Below are 14341 nucleotides of genomic sequence, written 5' to 3'. Positions count from 1 at the left end.
ATGCTCGAGAATAGAGGGCGCTCACGCGTAGCCGTCACCCTGAGGTGGCCGCTTCTTCAGCGGCCCTCGAAGGGCGGCAGCATTCTATGAACGCTTGAGCCACGCCAACACGCCCCTGCCCGCGGCGGCCCCGGTCGCGAACGAGGCCTGCAGCAGGTAGCCGCCGGTCGGCGCCTCCCAATCCAGCATCTCGCCTGCCGCGAACACGCCCGGCAGCTTGCGCAACATGAAGCGGTCGTCGAGCTCGTCGAACGAGATCCCGCCCGCGGTCGAGATCGCGCGCTCGATCGGGGCTGTGCCGGTGAGCTGAACCGGAATGGCGTTGATCAGCTCCGCAAGCTCCGCCGGCGAAAGCGACGCGAGCGGCCGCCCCGAGGCGATGGCGGCCTCCTGCATCAGGCCGATGCCGACCGGCGACAATTGCGCGGCCTTGCGCAGGAAGTTCGCCAGCGACTGCTTGCCGCGCGTGCCCGACAAGCGAGTCGTCAGCGCAGCAACGTCGAGATCAGGCCGCAACGCGATCATCAAGGTCGCCGGCCCGAGACCCAGCACCGCCTCGCGCAGCTCCGCCGACAGCGCATAGATCGCCCCGCCCTCGATGCCGCTGCGCGTGATCATCGCCTCGCCGCGCACCGTGTGCGCGCCGATCGTCAACGCCACGCCCTTGAGCGGCTGGCCCTCGAAACGATCGCGGAACACGTTTGACCAAGCGACCGTGAAGCCGGAATTGGCCGGCCGCAGCTTTGAGACGGCGATGCCTTTGGTGGCGAGCAATTCGACCCAGCCGCCATCTGAGCCGAGCCGCGGCCAGCTGGCACCACCAAGCGCGAGCACGGTCGCATCGGCAACGACGGCTACCACGCCATGCTGCGTTCGAAACAGCAAGCGCCCCTCGCCGTCCCAACCGGTCCAGCGATGACGGAACGTAAACCTCACGCCGGCCGCATCGAGCCGCCGCAGCCAGGCGCGCAGCAACGGCGAGGCCTTGAACGCTTTCGGAAACACGCGCCCGCTGCTGCCGACGAAGGTCGGCTCGCCCAGCGCCTCGCTCCAGGCCCGCAGCGCATCCGGCGAAAAGGCCTCGATCGCGGCTTGCAGCTTCGGTGCCGCCTCGCGGTACCGCGCCATGAACTGCGGCAGCGGCTCGCTGTGGGTGAGATTGAGCCCGCCCCGGCCCGCCATCAGGAATTTGCGGCCCGCGGACGGCATGGCGTCGTACACGGTGACGCGCGCGCCGCCCTGCGCCAGCACCTCCGCCGCCATCAGCCCGGCGGGACCGGCACCGATGACGGCAACGTCGGTCAGAGCTTGATCCCCGCCCGCGCCGCGGCCTGCGCCACGTATCTCTGGGTCTGCTCGAACGCGCCGGTCAGCGCCTTCGCCTTCGACATGTCGCTGATCTCCGCGAAATGCGCAGCGACCGCGTCCGGCGTCCATTCGGATTCCGGCAGGTTGATGCCTTCGCTCTCCAGGATCTTGATCACCGCGAACGAGCCGGCACCGGCGCCCATGATGGTGCGGGTCGGCGCATCCTCGCTGAGCATGTACTCGACCGCGGGCGTGATCGCGTTCGGCTTCATCAGCTGCAGCGCCTGCGGCGGCAGCAGCTCCTCGGTCATGCGGGTCGCCGCCGTCGGCGAGATGATGTTGACGCGGATGTTGTTCTTGCGCCCCTCTTCGGCGAGCACGTTCATCAGGCCGACCATGCCGGACTTGGCCGCGCCGTAATTGGCCTGGCCGAAATTACCGTAGAGGCCGGAGGACGACGTCGTCAGCACGATGCGGCCGTAGTTGCGGTCGCGCATGCCGGCCCAGGCCGCCTTGCAGCAATAGAAGGTGCCGACGAGATGCACGTCGAGTACCTTCTGAAAATCGGCGGCTTCCATCTTGCCGAACGACTTGTCGCGCAGGATGCCGGCATTGGCGCACATCAGATCGACGCTGCCCCACTCCCTGGTGGCGCGTTCGACCATGGCGGTGACCTGCTCGAAGTTGGAGACGTCGGCGCCGTCGGCCATCGCGGTGCCGCCGGCTTTGCGGATCTCCTCGACCACGGCCTCGGCCGGGGACAGCGAGCCGCCGGTGCCATCACGCGCGCCGCCAAAATCGTTGACCACGACCTTGGCGCCGCGGCTGGCCAGCCCCAGCGCATGCGCCTTGCCGAGACCATTGCCCGCGCCGGTGACGATGGCGACGCGTCCGTCGAACCTGATTGCCATTGTGCAGTTCCTGCCTCTTCTTCCTTCTCCCCCTGTGGGAGAAGGTGGCGCGAAGCGCCGGATGAGGGGTCTCTCGCAACAGATGCGCTCGCGGAGAGAGACCCCTCACCCGGCTTCGCGTTCCGCGAAGCCACCCTCTCCCACAAGGGGAGAGGGTGAGAGCGCTCCGCGAGAGATTTGGTCAGCTTTTGAGCAGCGATGGGTTGCCGGGTCAAGCCCGGGAACGACGCGCGGTATCAAGCGAAATAGATCAGGCCCAGCCACTCCGCGACCAGCGCCGGCTTGTCCTCGCCTTCGATCTCGACCGTGACGTTGGTGCGGGACTGCAACTCGTTCGGCTTGCGCAGCTTGGCCTCCGCCAACACGAAGCGGCCGCGGACGCGCTTGCCCGAACGAACCGGCGAGATGAAGCGCAGCTTGTCGAAGCCGTAATTGACGCCCATCGTGGTGCCTGCGATCGCCGGCATCACTTCATAGGACATCACCGACAACATCGACATCGTCAGAAAGCCGTGGGCGATGGTGGTGCCGAACGAGGTTTCCTTGGCGCGCTCGGGATCGACGTGGATGAACTGGTGATCCTCGGTGTCGTCGGCAAAGGCGTTGATGCGGGGCTGGTCGATCAGATGCCACGACGACACGCCGATCTCCTTGCCGACCAGGGCCTGATAGGCCTGAAGCGTGATCGGCGGCGACTTCCAGATTTGGTTCACTTAGGTCTCGCTCCGTGTTTTCGAAAACTCCGGAAAATCCTCCTCGCGGAATTCGCGGCCGCGCAGGGGATCCTCGCGATCGTCGTCGCGTTCGAGCCGTCGTAGCTGCACGCGACGGATTTTGCCAGAGATCGTCTTCGGCAGTTCGGTGACAATTTCGAGACGGCGGATGCGCTTGAACGGCGCAAGCCGCGTATGCAGGTGCCTGAAGATGGAAAGCGCCGTCTCCGGCGTCCGCTCCGTGCCGGAGGTCAGCAGCACGAACGCCTTGGGGATCGCAAGACGGATCGGATCCGGACTCGGCACGACCGCGGCCTCCGCGACGAGCTCGTGCTCGAGCAGCACGCTCTCGAGCTCGAACGGGCTGATGCGGTAATCGGATGACTTGAAGACGTCGTCGGAACGGCCGACGAAGGTGAGATAGCCCTCGTCGTCCTCGAACACGACATCGCCGCTGCGATAGAGCTCGCCCTCGGCGCCGGACAGCTTGCCGTCGTCGCCCTGATAGCCCTGCATCAGACCTGCGGGCCGCTCCGAGCCGAGCACCAGTGTGACCTCGCCTTCCCTGGCGGGATGGCCGTCGGCGTCGCTGATCTGCACGCGATAGCCCGGCAGCGGCCGGCCCATCGAGCCGATCTTGATCTTCTGGCCCGGCGAGTTGCCGGCGAGCGCCGTGGTTTCGGTCTGGCCGTAGCCGTCACGGATGGTGAGGCCCCACGCCGCCCGCACCTGGTCGATCACTTCAGGGTTCAGCGGCTCGCCGGCGCCGCAGACCTCGCGCAGCGCCACCTTGAACGAAGCAAGGTTCTCCTGGATGAACAGCCGCCACACCGTCGGCGGCGCGCACAGCGTGGTGACGCCGCAGCGGCCGATGGTGGCGAGCAGGCCCTTCGCATCGAAGCGCGGCTGGTTGACCACGAACACGGTCGCACCCGCATTCCACGGCGCGAAGAAGCAGCTCCAGGCGTGCTTGGCCCAGCCGGGCGAGGAGATGTTGAGATGCACATCGCCGGGCTTCAGCCCGATCCAGTACATGGTGGAGAGATGGCCGACGGGATAGCTGCGCTGGCTGTGCCGGACCAGCTTTGGTTTCGCCGTGGTGCCCGAGGTGAAATAGAGCAACATCGGGTCGTCGGCATTGGTCGCACCATCAGCCGCGAAACTTTCGGAGGCCTTCGCGGCTTCATTGTATGACAGCCATCCGTCGGAGGCGGTGCCGTCCACGATGCGAACGATGCCCTCGGCACCGAGGCTTGCGAATTTCGCCACCTGATCCTCGGCAGCGACAACCGCCCTCGCCCTGCCGCGATCGAGGCGATCGCGCAGCTCGTCCGCGGTGAGCAGCGTAGTCGCGGGAATCACGACGACGCCGAGCTTCATCGCCGCCAGCATGGTCTCCCACAACGGAACCACATTGCCGAGCAGCAGCAGGAGATGATCGCCGCGGGTCAGGCCCTGCGCACGGAGGAAGTTCGCGACCTGGTTCGAGCGCTTCGAGAGCGCCGCGAATGACAGCTTCGTCTGCCGGTCCTGCGCAGCGTCGACGATCCAGAGCGCGGGGCGATCCCTGCTCTCCGCGCTCGCCGCCAGCTCGGCGTCGAACCAGTCGAGCGCCCAGTTGAAGGGAACCGGATCGGGCCAGCGAAAGCCTTTGACCGCGGCCTCGTAGTCCGTGCGGTGATCCAGCAGAAACGCGCGCGCTTCCAAAAATGTCGTCATGATCCGGGCCCGTCGAATTGATCTTCGAGCGTAGCCCGGATGGAGCAAAGCGCAATCCGGGGCCGGCTACGCCATTGGAAGCAGCTATCCCGGATTTCGCTTCGCTCCATCCGGGCTACGAAGCCCCGCTATTTTCCAGCGAGGCTGCGAACGTGCTTGATAATTCCGGAAAAATCCACCCCGCCCTGACCGGCTGCGTCGAAAGACTGATAGATCTCCTGCGCATGCTTGCCGAGCGGCGTGGCCGCACCGGCGGCCTTGGCGGCGTCCTGCGCCAGCGTCAGATCCTTCACCATCAGCGCCGAGGCAAAGCCCGGCTTGTAGTCATTGTTGGCCGGCGAGGTCGGCACCGGGCCCGGCACCGGGCAATACGTCGTCAGCGACCAGCACTGGCCCGAGGAGGTCGAGGCGACGTCGAACAGCGCCTGATGCGAGAGCCCGAGCTTCTCGCCGAGCGCGAACGCTTCGCTGACCGCGATCATGGAGATGCCGAGGATCATGTTGTTGCAGATCTTGGCCGCCTGGCCCGCGCCGGCGCCGCCGCAATGGACGATCTTCTTGCCCATGTTTTCCAGCACGGGCTTCGCAGCGGCAAACGCCTTGTCATCGCCGCCGCACATGAAGGTGAGCGTGGCGCCCTTGGCGCCGCCGGTGCCGCCGGAGACCGGCGCATCGACCGAAAGCACACCGCTCTTGGCGGCGAGCGCATGCGCGGCCCGCGCGCTCTCGACGTCGATGGTGGAGCTATCGATGATCAGCGCGCCCTTGGTCATGGCGGGCACGACCTCGTTCCAGACGCCGAGCACGTGCTTGCCTGCGGGCAGCATGGTGACGACGACGTCAGCGCCCTTCACCGCGCCCGCAGCGCTGTCGGCGATGCCGGCGCCATCGGCCTTGGCCTGATTGCGCGAGGCTTCGACGAGATCGAACGCCACCACCTTGTGGCCGGCCTTGACGAGGTTGGCGGCCATCGGGCCGCCCATGTTGCCCAGACCAATGAATGCGATCGTGGCCATTGTCATTTCCTCCGCTGTCGCGTTGTTAATTGAACTTCAGCTCGTCGGCGCCAATCTCGGCGAGATACGGCGCCAGCATCTCCGGCGTCACATCCTCGATGCGCGGCGGCGACCAGGTCGGGTTGCGGTCCTTGTCGATCACGGCGGCACGCACGCCCTCGCGAAAATCGTCGCTGCGGAAGACTTCCAGCGCGGCGCGGTATTCGCGCACCAGGCATTCCTCGAGGCTCGATGAAGCGCGGGCGAGCCGCAGCAGCTTCAGCGTCACCACCATGCCGCGCGGCGACTTTTCGTTGAGCGTCTTCAGCGTCGCCAGCGCGAAGTCGGAGCCGTCACGCTTCAGCGCCGCGAAGATGTCCTCCATGCGGTCGAAGCCGAACAGCGCGTCGATGATTGACTCCTTCTCAGCCACCGGTCCTGCGGTCTCGCCGGTCGCAAAGCCGCTGATGAGCTTGCCGACATCGGCCGCGCTCGCACCGGGGTGCAGCTTCGTCAGCGCCTCGCGCAGCTCGGGCAACCTCAAAGCCGGCACCACCCAATCGGCGAATTTCGCATGGATCGCGTCCGGCCCATTCATGGTCTGGCCGGTGAGCCCGAAATAGGTGCCGATCTCGCCCGGCGAATGCGAGAGCAGATAGGTGCCGCCGACATCGGGGAAGAAGCCGAGGCCGACTTCGGGCATGGCGAGCTTGGTGCGATCGGTGACGACGCGATGGCTGGCATGGGCCGAGAGGCCGACGCCGCCGCCCATCACGATGCCGTCCATGAAGGCGACATACGGCTTCGGGAACTTCTTGATCCGCGCATTGAGGATGTATTCCTCGCGCCACAGGATCTTGCCGAGATCGCCGCCAGCCTTCGAGCTTTCCCAGAGCGTACGGATGTCGCCGCCGGCACACAGCCCGCGCTCGCCGGCACCTTCGAGCAGGATCACAGCGACTTCAGGATCGGCCTCGAAGCGGTCGAGCGCTTTCTCGATGTCGCGAAACATCTCCAGCGTCACGGCGTTGATGGCCTTCGGACGGTTGAGCCTGATGATGCCGGCGGCGCCCTCGACGCGGGCGACGAGATCGCCCTCCTCTGCTCCGCTCATCGCGCGCCCTCGATCAGCTTGCGCGCCACGATGAGCCGCATGATTTCGTTGGTGCCTTCGAGGATCTGGTGCACGCGCAGATCGCGCACGATCTTCTCGATGCCGTATTCGCTGAGGTAGCCATAGCCGCCGTGAAGCTGCAGGGCATGGTTGGCGACCTCGAAACCGACATCGGTGCCGAACCGCTTGGCCATGGCGCACAGCATGGTGGCGTCAGCATCCTTGCGGTCGAGCGCCGCCGCAGCACGCCACAGGAAGGTGCGCGCAGCCTCGAGCTCGATCGCCATGTCGGCCAGGCGGAATTGCAGCGCCTGGAATTCGTCGAGGCGCTTTCCAAATGCCTTGCGCTCCTTCATGTAGGCGCGCGCCTTCTCGAGCGCGGTCTGTGCGCCGCCGAGCGAGCACGCCGTGATGTTGAGCCTGCCACCGTCGAGGCCGGCCATCGCGATCTTGAAGCCGACGCCCTCCTCGCTCAGCCGGTTGGCAACCGGCACGCGGGCGTTCTCGAACATCACGGCGCGGGTCGGCTGCGCATTCCAGCCCATCTTGCGCTCGTTGGCGCCGAAGGAGACGCCGGGCGTCTTGCCGTCGATGACCAGGGTCGAAATGCCGCCGGGGCCATCGCCGCCGGTGCGGACCATGGCGACCAGCAGATCCGTGCCGCCAGCGCCGGAGATGAACTGCTTCTGGCCGTTGAGAACGTAATGATCGCCGTCGCGCACCGCCCGCGTGCGCAGCGCTGCCGCGTCCGAGCCGGCGCCCGGCTCGGTCAGGCAGTAACTCGCGATCAGCTCCATCGAACAGAGCTTTGGCAGCCATTTGTGGCGCTGGGTGTCGCTGCCGAAGGCATCGATCATCCAGCTCGCCATGTTGTGGATGGAGATGAAGGCCGAGGTGGTCGGGCAGCCGGTCGCCAGCGCCTCGAAGATCAGCGCCGCGTCGAACCGCGTCATGGCGGAGCCGCCGACATCCTCGCGGATGTAGATGCCGCCCATGCCGAGGGTGGCAGCCTCGCGCATCACGTCGACGGGAAAATGCTTCTCCTCGTCCCAGCGCAGCGCATGCGGCGCGATCTTCTCGGCCGCAAACGCCAGCGCCATGTCGCGAATTGCGACCTGATCCTCGTTCAGAGCGAACTGCATCCCGGCCTCGCTCCTCAAGAGGATCACTTCATCAGCGGGATCGAGAACTCCGCGCCTTCCTTGACGCCGGACGGCCAGCGCGAGGTCACCGTCTTGGTCTTGGTGTAGAAGCGGACCGAATCCGGGCCGTGCTGGTTGAGGTCGCCGAAGCCCGACTTCTTCCAGCCGCCGAAGGTGTAATAGGCGATCGGCACCGGGATCGGCACGTTGATGCCGACCATGCCGACATTGACCTTGGCCGCGAAGTCGCGCGCGGCGTCGCCGTCGCGGGTGAAGATGGCAACGCCGTTGCCGTAGTCATGCTCCGACGGCAGCGCCAGCGCTTCCTTGTAGTCGTGCGCGCGCACGACCGAGAGCACGGGCCCGAAGATCTCTTCCTTGTAGATCCGCATGTCCTTGGTGACGTTGTCGAACAGCGAACCGCCGAGATAGAAGCCCTTCTCGTAGCCCTGCATCTTGAAGCCGCGGCCGTCGACGGCGAGCGTCGCGCCTTCCTTGATGCCGATGTCGATGTAGCCCTTGACCTTCTCGACCGCCTCGCGCGTGACCAGCGGACCGTAGTCGGCCGACGGATCGATCGAGGTGCCGATCTTCAAGGACTCGACGCGCGGGATCAGCTTTTCCATCAGGCGGTCGGCGGTGGACTTGCCGACGGGGACGGCGACCGAGACGGCCATGCAGCGCTCGCCGGCCGAGCCGTAGCCCGCGCCGATCAACGCGTCGACGGCCTGGTCCATGTCGGCGTCGGGCATGATGATGGCGTGGTTCTTGGCGCCGCCGAAGCACTGGCAGCGCTTGCCGGTCTGGGCGGCGCGCTCATAGATGTACTGCGCGATCGGCGTCGAGCCGACGAAGCCGACGGCCTTGATATCGGGATCGTCGAGGATGGCGTCGACCGCTTCCTTGTCGCCGTTGACGACGTTGAGGATGCCGGCCGGCAGGCCCGCTTCCATCATGAGCTCGGCGAGCAGCATCGGCACGCCGGGGTCGCGCTCCGACGGCTTGAGGATGAAGGCGTTGCCGCAGGCGATCGCCGGGGCAAACTTCCACATCGGGATCATCGCCGGGAAGTTGAACGGCGTGATGCCGGCGACGACGCCGAGCGCCTGGCGCATCGAATAGATGTCGATGCCGGGGCCGGCGCCTTCGGTGTACTCGCCCTTCATCAGGTGCGGAATGCCGCAGGCGAATTCGGCGACCTCGAGGCCGCGCTGGATGTCGCCCTTGGCGTCCGGCACGGTCTTGCCGTGCTCGCGCGCGAGCAGCTCGGCGAGCTTGTCGTAGTCGCGCTGCACCAGCTCGACGAATTTCATCATCACGCGGGCGCGGCGCTGCGGGTTGGTCGCGGCCCATTCGGGCTGTGCCGCGCGCGCGTTCTCGACGGCGGCGCGAACCTCGGCCTTGGACGCCAGCGCCACCTTGGCCTGGACGTCACCGGTCATCGGCTCGAAAACGTCGGCGGTGCGGTTTGAGGTGCCCTTGACCTCCTTGCCGCCGATGAAATGTCCGATTGAACGCATGGAATGGTCTCCTTCAGGCCGAGCGTGGTCGCTTTGACAAATCCTATCGACCTGCATTTTATAGGATTCAAGTCTGAGATAATGCACCATAGATGTGCGAAAATGCTGGATCAAGGCGCTATCGACTGGGACGACTTTCGCTTCGTGCTGGCCATCGTGCGGGGCGGCTCGGTTTCGGCTGCGGCAAAACAGCTCGGCGTCGACCACGCCACCGTGATCCGCCGCGTCGACCGGCTGGAGAAGCACCTCTCGGCCAAGCTGTTTGACCGGCGCAAGACCGGCTATCTCCTCACCGAGGCCGGCCAGCGCGTCGCCGACAGCGCGGAAGCCATGGAATCGACCATCGTCGCCAACCAGGAGCAGGTCGGCGGCTCGGTGGCACGTCTGACCGGCACGGTGCGGATCGGCGCGCCCGACGGGTTCGGCACCGCCTTCCTGGCGCCGCGGCTGACGCCGTTCGCGGACCGGTATCCCGATCTCGACCTGCAACTTGTGGCCACCGCCCGGCTGTTCAGTCTCTCCAAGCGCGAGGCCGACATCGCCATCAGCCTGACCATGCCGAAGGAAGGCCGCATCGTCGGCCGCAAGCTGCTCGACTACCGCCTCGGCCTCTATGCCGCCCCCACCTATCTCGACCGCTTCCCGAAGATCGCTTCAAAGCAGGACCTGCCGCAGCACCGCTTCGTCGGCTACATCGAGGAGCTCCTGTTCACCCCGGAGCTCGATTATCTGCCGCAGGTCTCGCCGCGGATTTCCGCCCGCTTCCGCAGCGCCAATCTGATCGCCCAGCTCAACGCCACGCTGTCAGGCTTCGGCATCGCGGTGCTGCCCCATTTCATGGCGAGCGATTACCCGCAGCTGGTGGCCGTGCTGCCGGAGGAGATCTCGATCACGCGGACGTTCTGGATGCTGATGCACGCCGACAGTAAGGACCTCGCCCGCATCAGGGCGGTGGCGGATTACATCGGGGAGATCGTGGAACGCGAGCGGGCGCTGTTCAACGGCGCGAGGTTCGTGCAAACCGGTAGCGACGATCATTTAGAAGGATGAGCTATGGCTCTCAGTTTTTCAATGGCGTCCGCGCCGAAAAGTCGATTGCGGCTTCGATCTTCGCTGATCGTCACAACTGGAAAGGGATAGGGGTATTCTAAATCTTCCGGAGCCTCAAGCACCGTGACGCTGTCGGCGCTCAGCATCCCCCGAAGCGTCCGAATCAGGCCCCTCACCTCTTCGAGGTCTTTATCGTGCTTAATTGTGACAGCGAGGTGCATGACGAGACCTTACGGTGGCGGTGTCCGAATCAGCTCTTCGAGCGATCCCTTCTTCTGTACTAACGCTTGTGTTTGTCCAATGCCCATGGAACCGGCCGCTGGAAAACGGTTACCCACGAAATCCCCAGGGTCCCAATCTTGTTGCTGCCAGTAATTACACGTGATTCCGACAGTAACAGCAGTTTGGATTTCATCTTCCACACCCCTAGTTATCCGATTCTCGTGGGGAGGCTTGGGGCAAACGATAGCCAGAGACGCGGATTGCAAAACAAGACGCCTATCCCTCCATCCAACATCCGTACGCATCGCAGATGAAGCATCATCGATTTGCTTTACAGGAATTGAAATCGTCTCGCTTAGGCAGGGCAAGATTGAGAGATCTGCATTCCCCCAAAGTTCAACGAGATTCCAGCGTTCTTTGTCGCATTCAAAATCCACACTTGTGGTTCCCGCAGGCACTTTGCCGGCCTTCGATACAATTGGCAGTTCATCAATTGAAAGTGGTGAAATAAATGCCCTATGCCGATTTGTTATCATTTCTTGTGCAGCTAGCAGATGCGCTTGATTTATAACTGCGACAAAACTGCTATCGCCCGAGGCGGCCAATTCGCGCGGCGCGCTAATGGGAAAAGACAGGTAAGTAACCGGGGCATCAAAGACTATTACGTTCACCAACGCATCAAGGTTGTTCCCAGTTGCGCATACTATGTGACGCGCCTTCGGATTTCCAAGATGAGAAAGTACGACATCTCCCAATAGTTGTTCAGCACGCCTTGCCGCGAGCAATTGCTCGAACGTTGGACGCCCCTTCACCTCCTGACCTTGCGCACGAGTCTCTGTTCTGCTCCACATCTGGAATACGTCGTCCACGAGAGAAACAATGAGCGTAGGCGCAAAATCGCTACAAATACTCGGAATGTGGACGGGACAACGAAGTCCCAAGATGCCGCTGACGTAAGTCGCGTGCAATCCGAGGACGACCGCCTCGCTTCCCAACGTCTTCTTAAAATCGTCCCAAGCTTGTCGCCAAGTCATCGCTTGCTGCGCAATATCCTGCGCAAGAAACGTAACCCAATTGCGAACATTCAGCCGAGCCTTCAAGAAGTCGTTTTCAAAATCGACGTAAACGAAGTCGTGGCCAAGTGAACCATCCATCCGGGTGCGCAGCCTCTTCATGGCTGTGACCTTGTCGACGCCTGTCGGTCCCAAAAGCAAAACTCGTTTGTGCGCGCCCGACATTGACCTCCCCCGATGAGCGTGCAGACAGGTTGTCGTGCAATCAGCAGTCGGTCAACGGAATAAGCGAAACGACACTAGAACAAATCAAGAACTTCGTCAATGGAAATACGCCGATCTCTAGCCCGCGGCCATCCTGCGAGACGGCACTGCTTTTAGGATGAGATCCTGGAGCGGTGGCTGCCGCTAGCTCGGCTTCGCCTTCTTCGCTGCCGCCGCCTTCGACTCGCGCTTGGTGACGTCGAGCGCACTGTCCTTGCCCGCCTTCAGCACTTCGTCCGACAGCTCGCTAGAGCCGGCGATGCGCGCCAGCAGCATGGTGCCGGCCATCGTCGCCAGCGTCGCGATCGCCTGCTTGCGGGCAGCCTTGCGCGGCAGGTTCGGGATGTAATCCGCCATCAGCTCGATCATCTCGTCGAGCTTTCCGGCAAACGCCTTGCGGGTTTTCGGGCTCTCGCGGGCGATCTCGGCGCCCAGCGCGGGAATTGAGCAGCCATGGCCGGGATTGTCGCGATGCAGCGCCGAGAGATAGGCCTCCGCGATCAGCGCCAGCCGCTTGTCCGGCGCGGCTTCGCCGGTGATCTTGCGCCAGTGCTCCATCGAGCGGTCCATGGCGTAACCGAACGCCTCGATCACCAGCGCCTCGCGGGAATCGAAATGCGCGTAGAAGCCGCCATGGGTGAGGCCGGCCTCCTTCATGAGGTCGGCGACGCCGATGCCATGGGCGCCCTTTTCGCGCAACCGCACGGAGGCCTTCCTCACGATGCGGTCGTGGGTTTCCTGCTTGTGTTCCCGGGAGTAGCGCATGCGGTTCTCATTGGATGTCGATGGTCATCTCATAGCACGCCAATCACGAAATGGGTGCATTAATTCATGTCAAGTTGCTTCCGATCATGGAAAACGTTGCAGTTGCATGCACCGCAAGGGCCCCCTTGCCGTCGCGGACGAAGCCTTCGGTGTAGCTGGTCTGCCGCCCCAGCTTGATCACCTTACCTTCGGCCGAGATCAGCCCGGAACGGACCGAGAGCGGACGCAGGAACGTCATTTTCAGGTCGAGGGTCACAGAGCTCTGCCCCGCTTCCAACCGGGTCGAGATGGCGCATCCCATCGCGGTATCGATCAGGGCCGCCGCCGTCGCCCCGTGCAGCAGGCCGATGGTATTTTCGAGATCCTCGCGCGGCTCCAGTTCCATGACGATCCGGCCCGGCTCGACGACGGCCATGGTGAACCCGATCAGTTTCGCAAAAGGCGGCGGCGGCAGCCGGCCGTCGCGAATGCCCAGCATCGCGTCCATGCCCGATAGGCCCATCGCCACTTTCGCGACGGGCGCCGGCACCTGCCAGTCCACCACGCGCTCACGCCGCTGCGCGGGCGCAAACAGATCGAGTTGATCGGGTTCAGTCATGGGACTCCCTTTGTATGATTGTTATCATACTATGTCACGGACTTCGCACTTGCAACTCGGCGGCGCGCCCGCTTGACAACAGGGACGTTTCGGCCCGGAAGTAGCCTCGACCCGCGCGCCTCGCGCCGGTCCACGAAACTTTCGAGTTGCCAAAATGGAAATGCTCAATCCCCATTGCGGCGTGACGCGCGATACGCGCGGCGTCGTCCATGTCGCGATCTGCAACGCCGGCCCGCTCAACATTCTCGGCTCGCCGGTGACCGACGCCGTGCGCGAAGGCCTGCAGCAGCTTGCATCCGACCGCAGCATCCGCGTCGTGGTGCTGCGCGGCCAGAGCGAGAAGAGCATGATCGGCGGCGCCGACATCAAGGAGATGGCGAAGCTCGACCAGAAATCCGCTGAGGCCTTTATCAGCCGCCTTCGCGACCTCTGCGAGGCGGTGCGCCAATTCCCGGCACCTGTGATCGCGCGCATGCCCGGCTGGTGCCTCGGCGGCGGCCTGGAGGTCGCGGCGGCCTGCGACTTCCGGATTGCCGCGCATGATGCGCATTTCGGCATGCCCGAGGTGCGCGTCGGTATCCCCTCGGTGATCCACGCCGCACTGCTGCCACGCCTGATCGGCTGGGCCCGCGCGCGCTGGCTGGTGATGACCGCGGAAAACATCGACGCAGCCACAGCCCTCGCCTGGGGACTGGTCGACAAGGTCGCCCCGGCAGGCGAACTGGACGCCGCCGTCGAGCATCTGGTGAACATGCTGCTCGACTGCGGCCCCGAAGCGCTGCGCGCGCAGAAGGCCCTGCTGCGGCAATGGGAGGAACTGCCGCTGACGGAGTCGGTGAATCTGAGCGTGAAAGTGTTCGGCGAATCGTTCCTGACCGACGAGCCGACGCGGCTGATGGGCGCGTTCGTGAACCGGAAAAAATAGCACTACTCCCAATCGGACGACCAAATCTCATCCCACCCACGACAATTTCTCATCATTGGCGCGGGTTGCATTTTTTGCGCCG

Annotated in this window: 14 protein-coding genes; 2 read left to right on the top strand and 12 right to left on the bottom strand. The window is 64.3% G+C overall.

Annotation, left to right across the window (positions count from 1 at the left end):
- Positions 1-84: 84 nt before the first annotated feature.
- From TSA1_RS36785 to TSA1_RS36750, 8 genes are all read right to left on the bottom strand, one after another.
- The gene (locus TSA1_RS36785) at positions 85-1305 is read right to left on the bottom strand and encodes a BaiN/RdsA family NAD(P)/FAD-dependent oxidoreductase (protein WP_100181545.1); all 1221 of its coding nucleotides are present in this window, start codon (positions 1303-1305) and stop codon (positions 85-87) included.
- Positions 1302-2219, bottom strand: coding sequence for an SDR family NAD(P)-dependent oxidoreductase (locus TSA1_RS36780; RefSeq protein ID WP_100180595.1), 918 nt, complete (start codon positions 2217-2219; stop codon positions 1302-1304). Before TSA1_RS36780 ends, TSA1_RS36785 begins: the two co-directional genes overlap by 4 nt.
- Before the next feature lie 236 nt (positions 2220-2455).
- Positions 2456-2932 (bottom strand): MaoC family dehydratase, encoded by a 477-nt coding sequence (locus TSA1_RS36775; RefSeq protein ID WP_100180594.1) that lies wholly within the window; start codon positions 2930-2932, stop codon positions 2456-2458.
- Positions 2933-4651, bottom strand: a complete 1719-nt coding sequence (locus tag TSA1_RS36770; RefSeq protein ID WP_100180593.1) for an AMP-binding protein — start codon at positions 4649-4651, stop codon at positions 2933-2935.
- Positions 4652-4779: 128 nt separating this feature from the next.
- Complete coding sequence (mmsB, locus tag TSA1_RS36765; RefSeq protein WP_145984423.1) at positions 4780-5673, bottom strand: 3-hydroxyisobutyrate dehydrogenase; 894 nt, start codon at positions 5671-5673, stop codon at positions 4780-4782.
- A 19-nt stretch (positions 5674-5692) separates the two neighbouring features.
- On the bottom strand, positions 5693-6760 hold the full coding sequence (locus tag TSA1_RS36760; RefSeq protein WP_100180591.1) for an enoyl-CoA hydratase/isomerase family protein: 1068 nt from the start codon (positions 6758-6760) through the stop codon (positions 5693-5695).
- Entirely contained in the window at positions 6757-7902 is a 1146-nt protein-coding gene (locus TSA1_RS36755) for an isobutyryl-CoA dehydrogenase (protein WP_100180590.1), read from the bottom strand. Before TSA1_RS36755 ends, TSA1_RS36760 begins: the two co-directional genes overlap by 4 nt.
- A gap of 23 nt (positions 7903-7925) precedes the next feature.
- On the bottom strand, positions 7926-9422 hold the full coding sequence (locus TSA1_RS36750) for a CoA-acylating methylmalonate-semialdehyde dehydrogenase (RefSeq protein WP_100180589.1): 1497 nt from the start codon (positions 9420-9422) through the stop codon (positions 7926-7928).
- Between the two features lie 102 nt (positions 9423-9524).
- Here TSA1_RS36750 and TSA1_RS36745 point away from each other — a divergent pair, with 102 nt between their 5' ends.
- Positions 9525-10472: a LysR family transcriptional regulator gene (locus tag TSA1_RS36745; RefSeq protein ID WP_100180588.1), complete on the top strand. Its 948-nt coding sequence runs from the start codon at positions 9525-9527 to the stop codon at positions 10470-10472.
- On the opposite strand, the gene TSA1_RS36740 is transcribed toward TSA1_RS36745, so the two are convergent.
- From TSA1_RS36740 to TSA1_RS36730, 4 genes are all read right to left on the bottom strand, one after another.
- Positions 10457-10693, bottom strand: coding sequence for a hypothetical protein (locus TSA1_RS36740; protein ID WP_100180587.1), 237 nt, complete (start codon positions 10691-10693; stop codon positions 10457-10459). The genes TSA1_RS36745 and TSA1_RS36740 overlap by 16 nt on opposite strands.
- 9 nt (positions 10694-10702) lie before the next feature.
- Positions 10703-11932: a hypothetical protein gene (locus tag TSA1_RS39165; protein WP_145984422.1), complete on the bottom strand. Its 1230-nt coding sequence runs from the start codon at positions 11930-11932 to the stop codon at positions 10703-10705.
- A gap of 183 nt (positions 11933-12115) precedes the next feature.
- Positions 12116-12736: a TetR/AcrR family transcriptional regulator gene (locus TSA1_RS36735; protein ID WP_100180586.1), complete on the bottom strand. Its 621-nt coding sequence runs from the start codon at positions 12734-12736 to the stop codon at positions 12116-12118.
- Positions 12737-12800: 64 nt separating this feature from the next.
- Entirely contained in the window at positions 12801-13334 is a 534-nt protein-coding gene (locus tag TSA1_RS36730) for a PaaI family thioesterase (RefSeq protein WP_100180585.1), read from the bottom strand.
- A gap of 154 nt (positions 13335-13488) precedes the next feature.
- Between TSA1_RS36730 and TSA1_RS36725 the strand changes: the two genes are divergently transcribed.
- On the top strand, positions 13489-14259 hold the full coding sequence (locus TSA1_RS36725) for an enoyl-CoA hydratase (RefSeq protein ID WP_100180584.1): 771 nt from the start codon (positions 13489-13491) through the stop codon (positions 14257-14259).
- Positions 14260-14341 lie beyond the last annotated feature (82 nt).

Origin of the sequence: Bradyrhizobium nitroreducens, assembly GCF_002776695.1 — a bacterium.
Classification (GTDB): domain Bacteria; phylum Pseudomonadota; class Alphaproteobacteria; order Rhizobiales; family Xanthobacteraceae; genus Bradyrhizobium; species Bradyrhizobium nitroreducens.
This window is presented reverse-complemented; position numbering and strand designations above follow the sequence as displayed.

Coding starts and splice junctions, on each gene's coding strand:
- TSA1_RS36780 (WP_100180595.1), bottom strand. CDS start 2,219: ATGGCAATCAGGTTCGACGGACGCGTCGCCATCGTCACCGGCGCGGGC.
- TSA1_RS36770 (WP_100180593.1), bottom strand. CDS start 4,651: ATGACGACATTTTTGGAAGCGCGCGCGTTTCTGCTGGATCACCGCACG.
- mmsB (WP_145984423.1), bottom strand. CDS start 5,673: ATGACAATGGCCACGATCGCATTCATTGGTCTGGGCAACATGGGCGGC.
- TSA1_RS36760 (WP_100180591.1), bottom strand. CDS start 6,760: ATGAGCGGAGCAGAGGAGGGCGATCTCGTCGCCCGCGTCGAGGGCGCC.
- TSA1_RS36755 (WP_100180590.1), bottom strand. CDS start 7,902: ATGCAGTTCGCTCTGAACGAGGATCAGGTCGCAATTCGCGACATGGCG.
- TSA1_RS36750 (WP_100180589.1), bottom strand. CDS start 9,422: ATGCGTTCAATCGGACATTTCATCGGCGGCAAGGAGGTCAAGGGCACC.
- TSA1_RS36745 (WP_100180588.1), top strand. CDS start 9,525: ATGCTGGATCAAGGCGCTATCGACTGGGACGACTTTCGCTTCGTGCTG.
- TSA1_RS36740 (WP_100180587.1), bottom strand. CDS start 10,693: ATGCACCTCGCTGTCACAATTAAGCACGATAAAGACCTCGAAGAGGTG.
- TSA1_RS39165 (WP_145984422.1), bottom strand. CDS start 11,932: ATGTCGGGCGCGCACAAACGAGTTTTGCTTTTGGGACCGACAGGCGTC.
- TSA1_RS36735 (WP_100180586.1), bottom strand. CDS start 12,736: ATGCGCTACTCCCGGGAACACAAGCAGGAAACCCACGACCGCATCGTG.
- TSA1_RS36730 (WP_100180585.1), bottom strand. CDS start 13,334: ATGACTGAACCCGATCAACTCGATCTGTTTGCGCCCGCGCAGCGGCGT.
- TSA1_RS36725 (WP_100180584.1), top strand. CDS start 13,489: ATGGAAATGCTCAATCCCCATTGCGGCGTGACGCGCGATACGCGCGGC.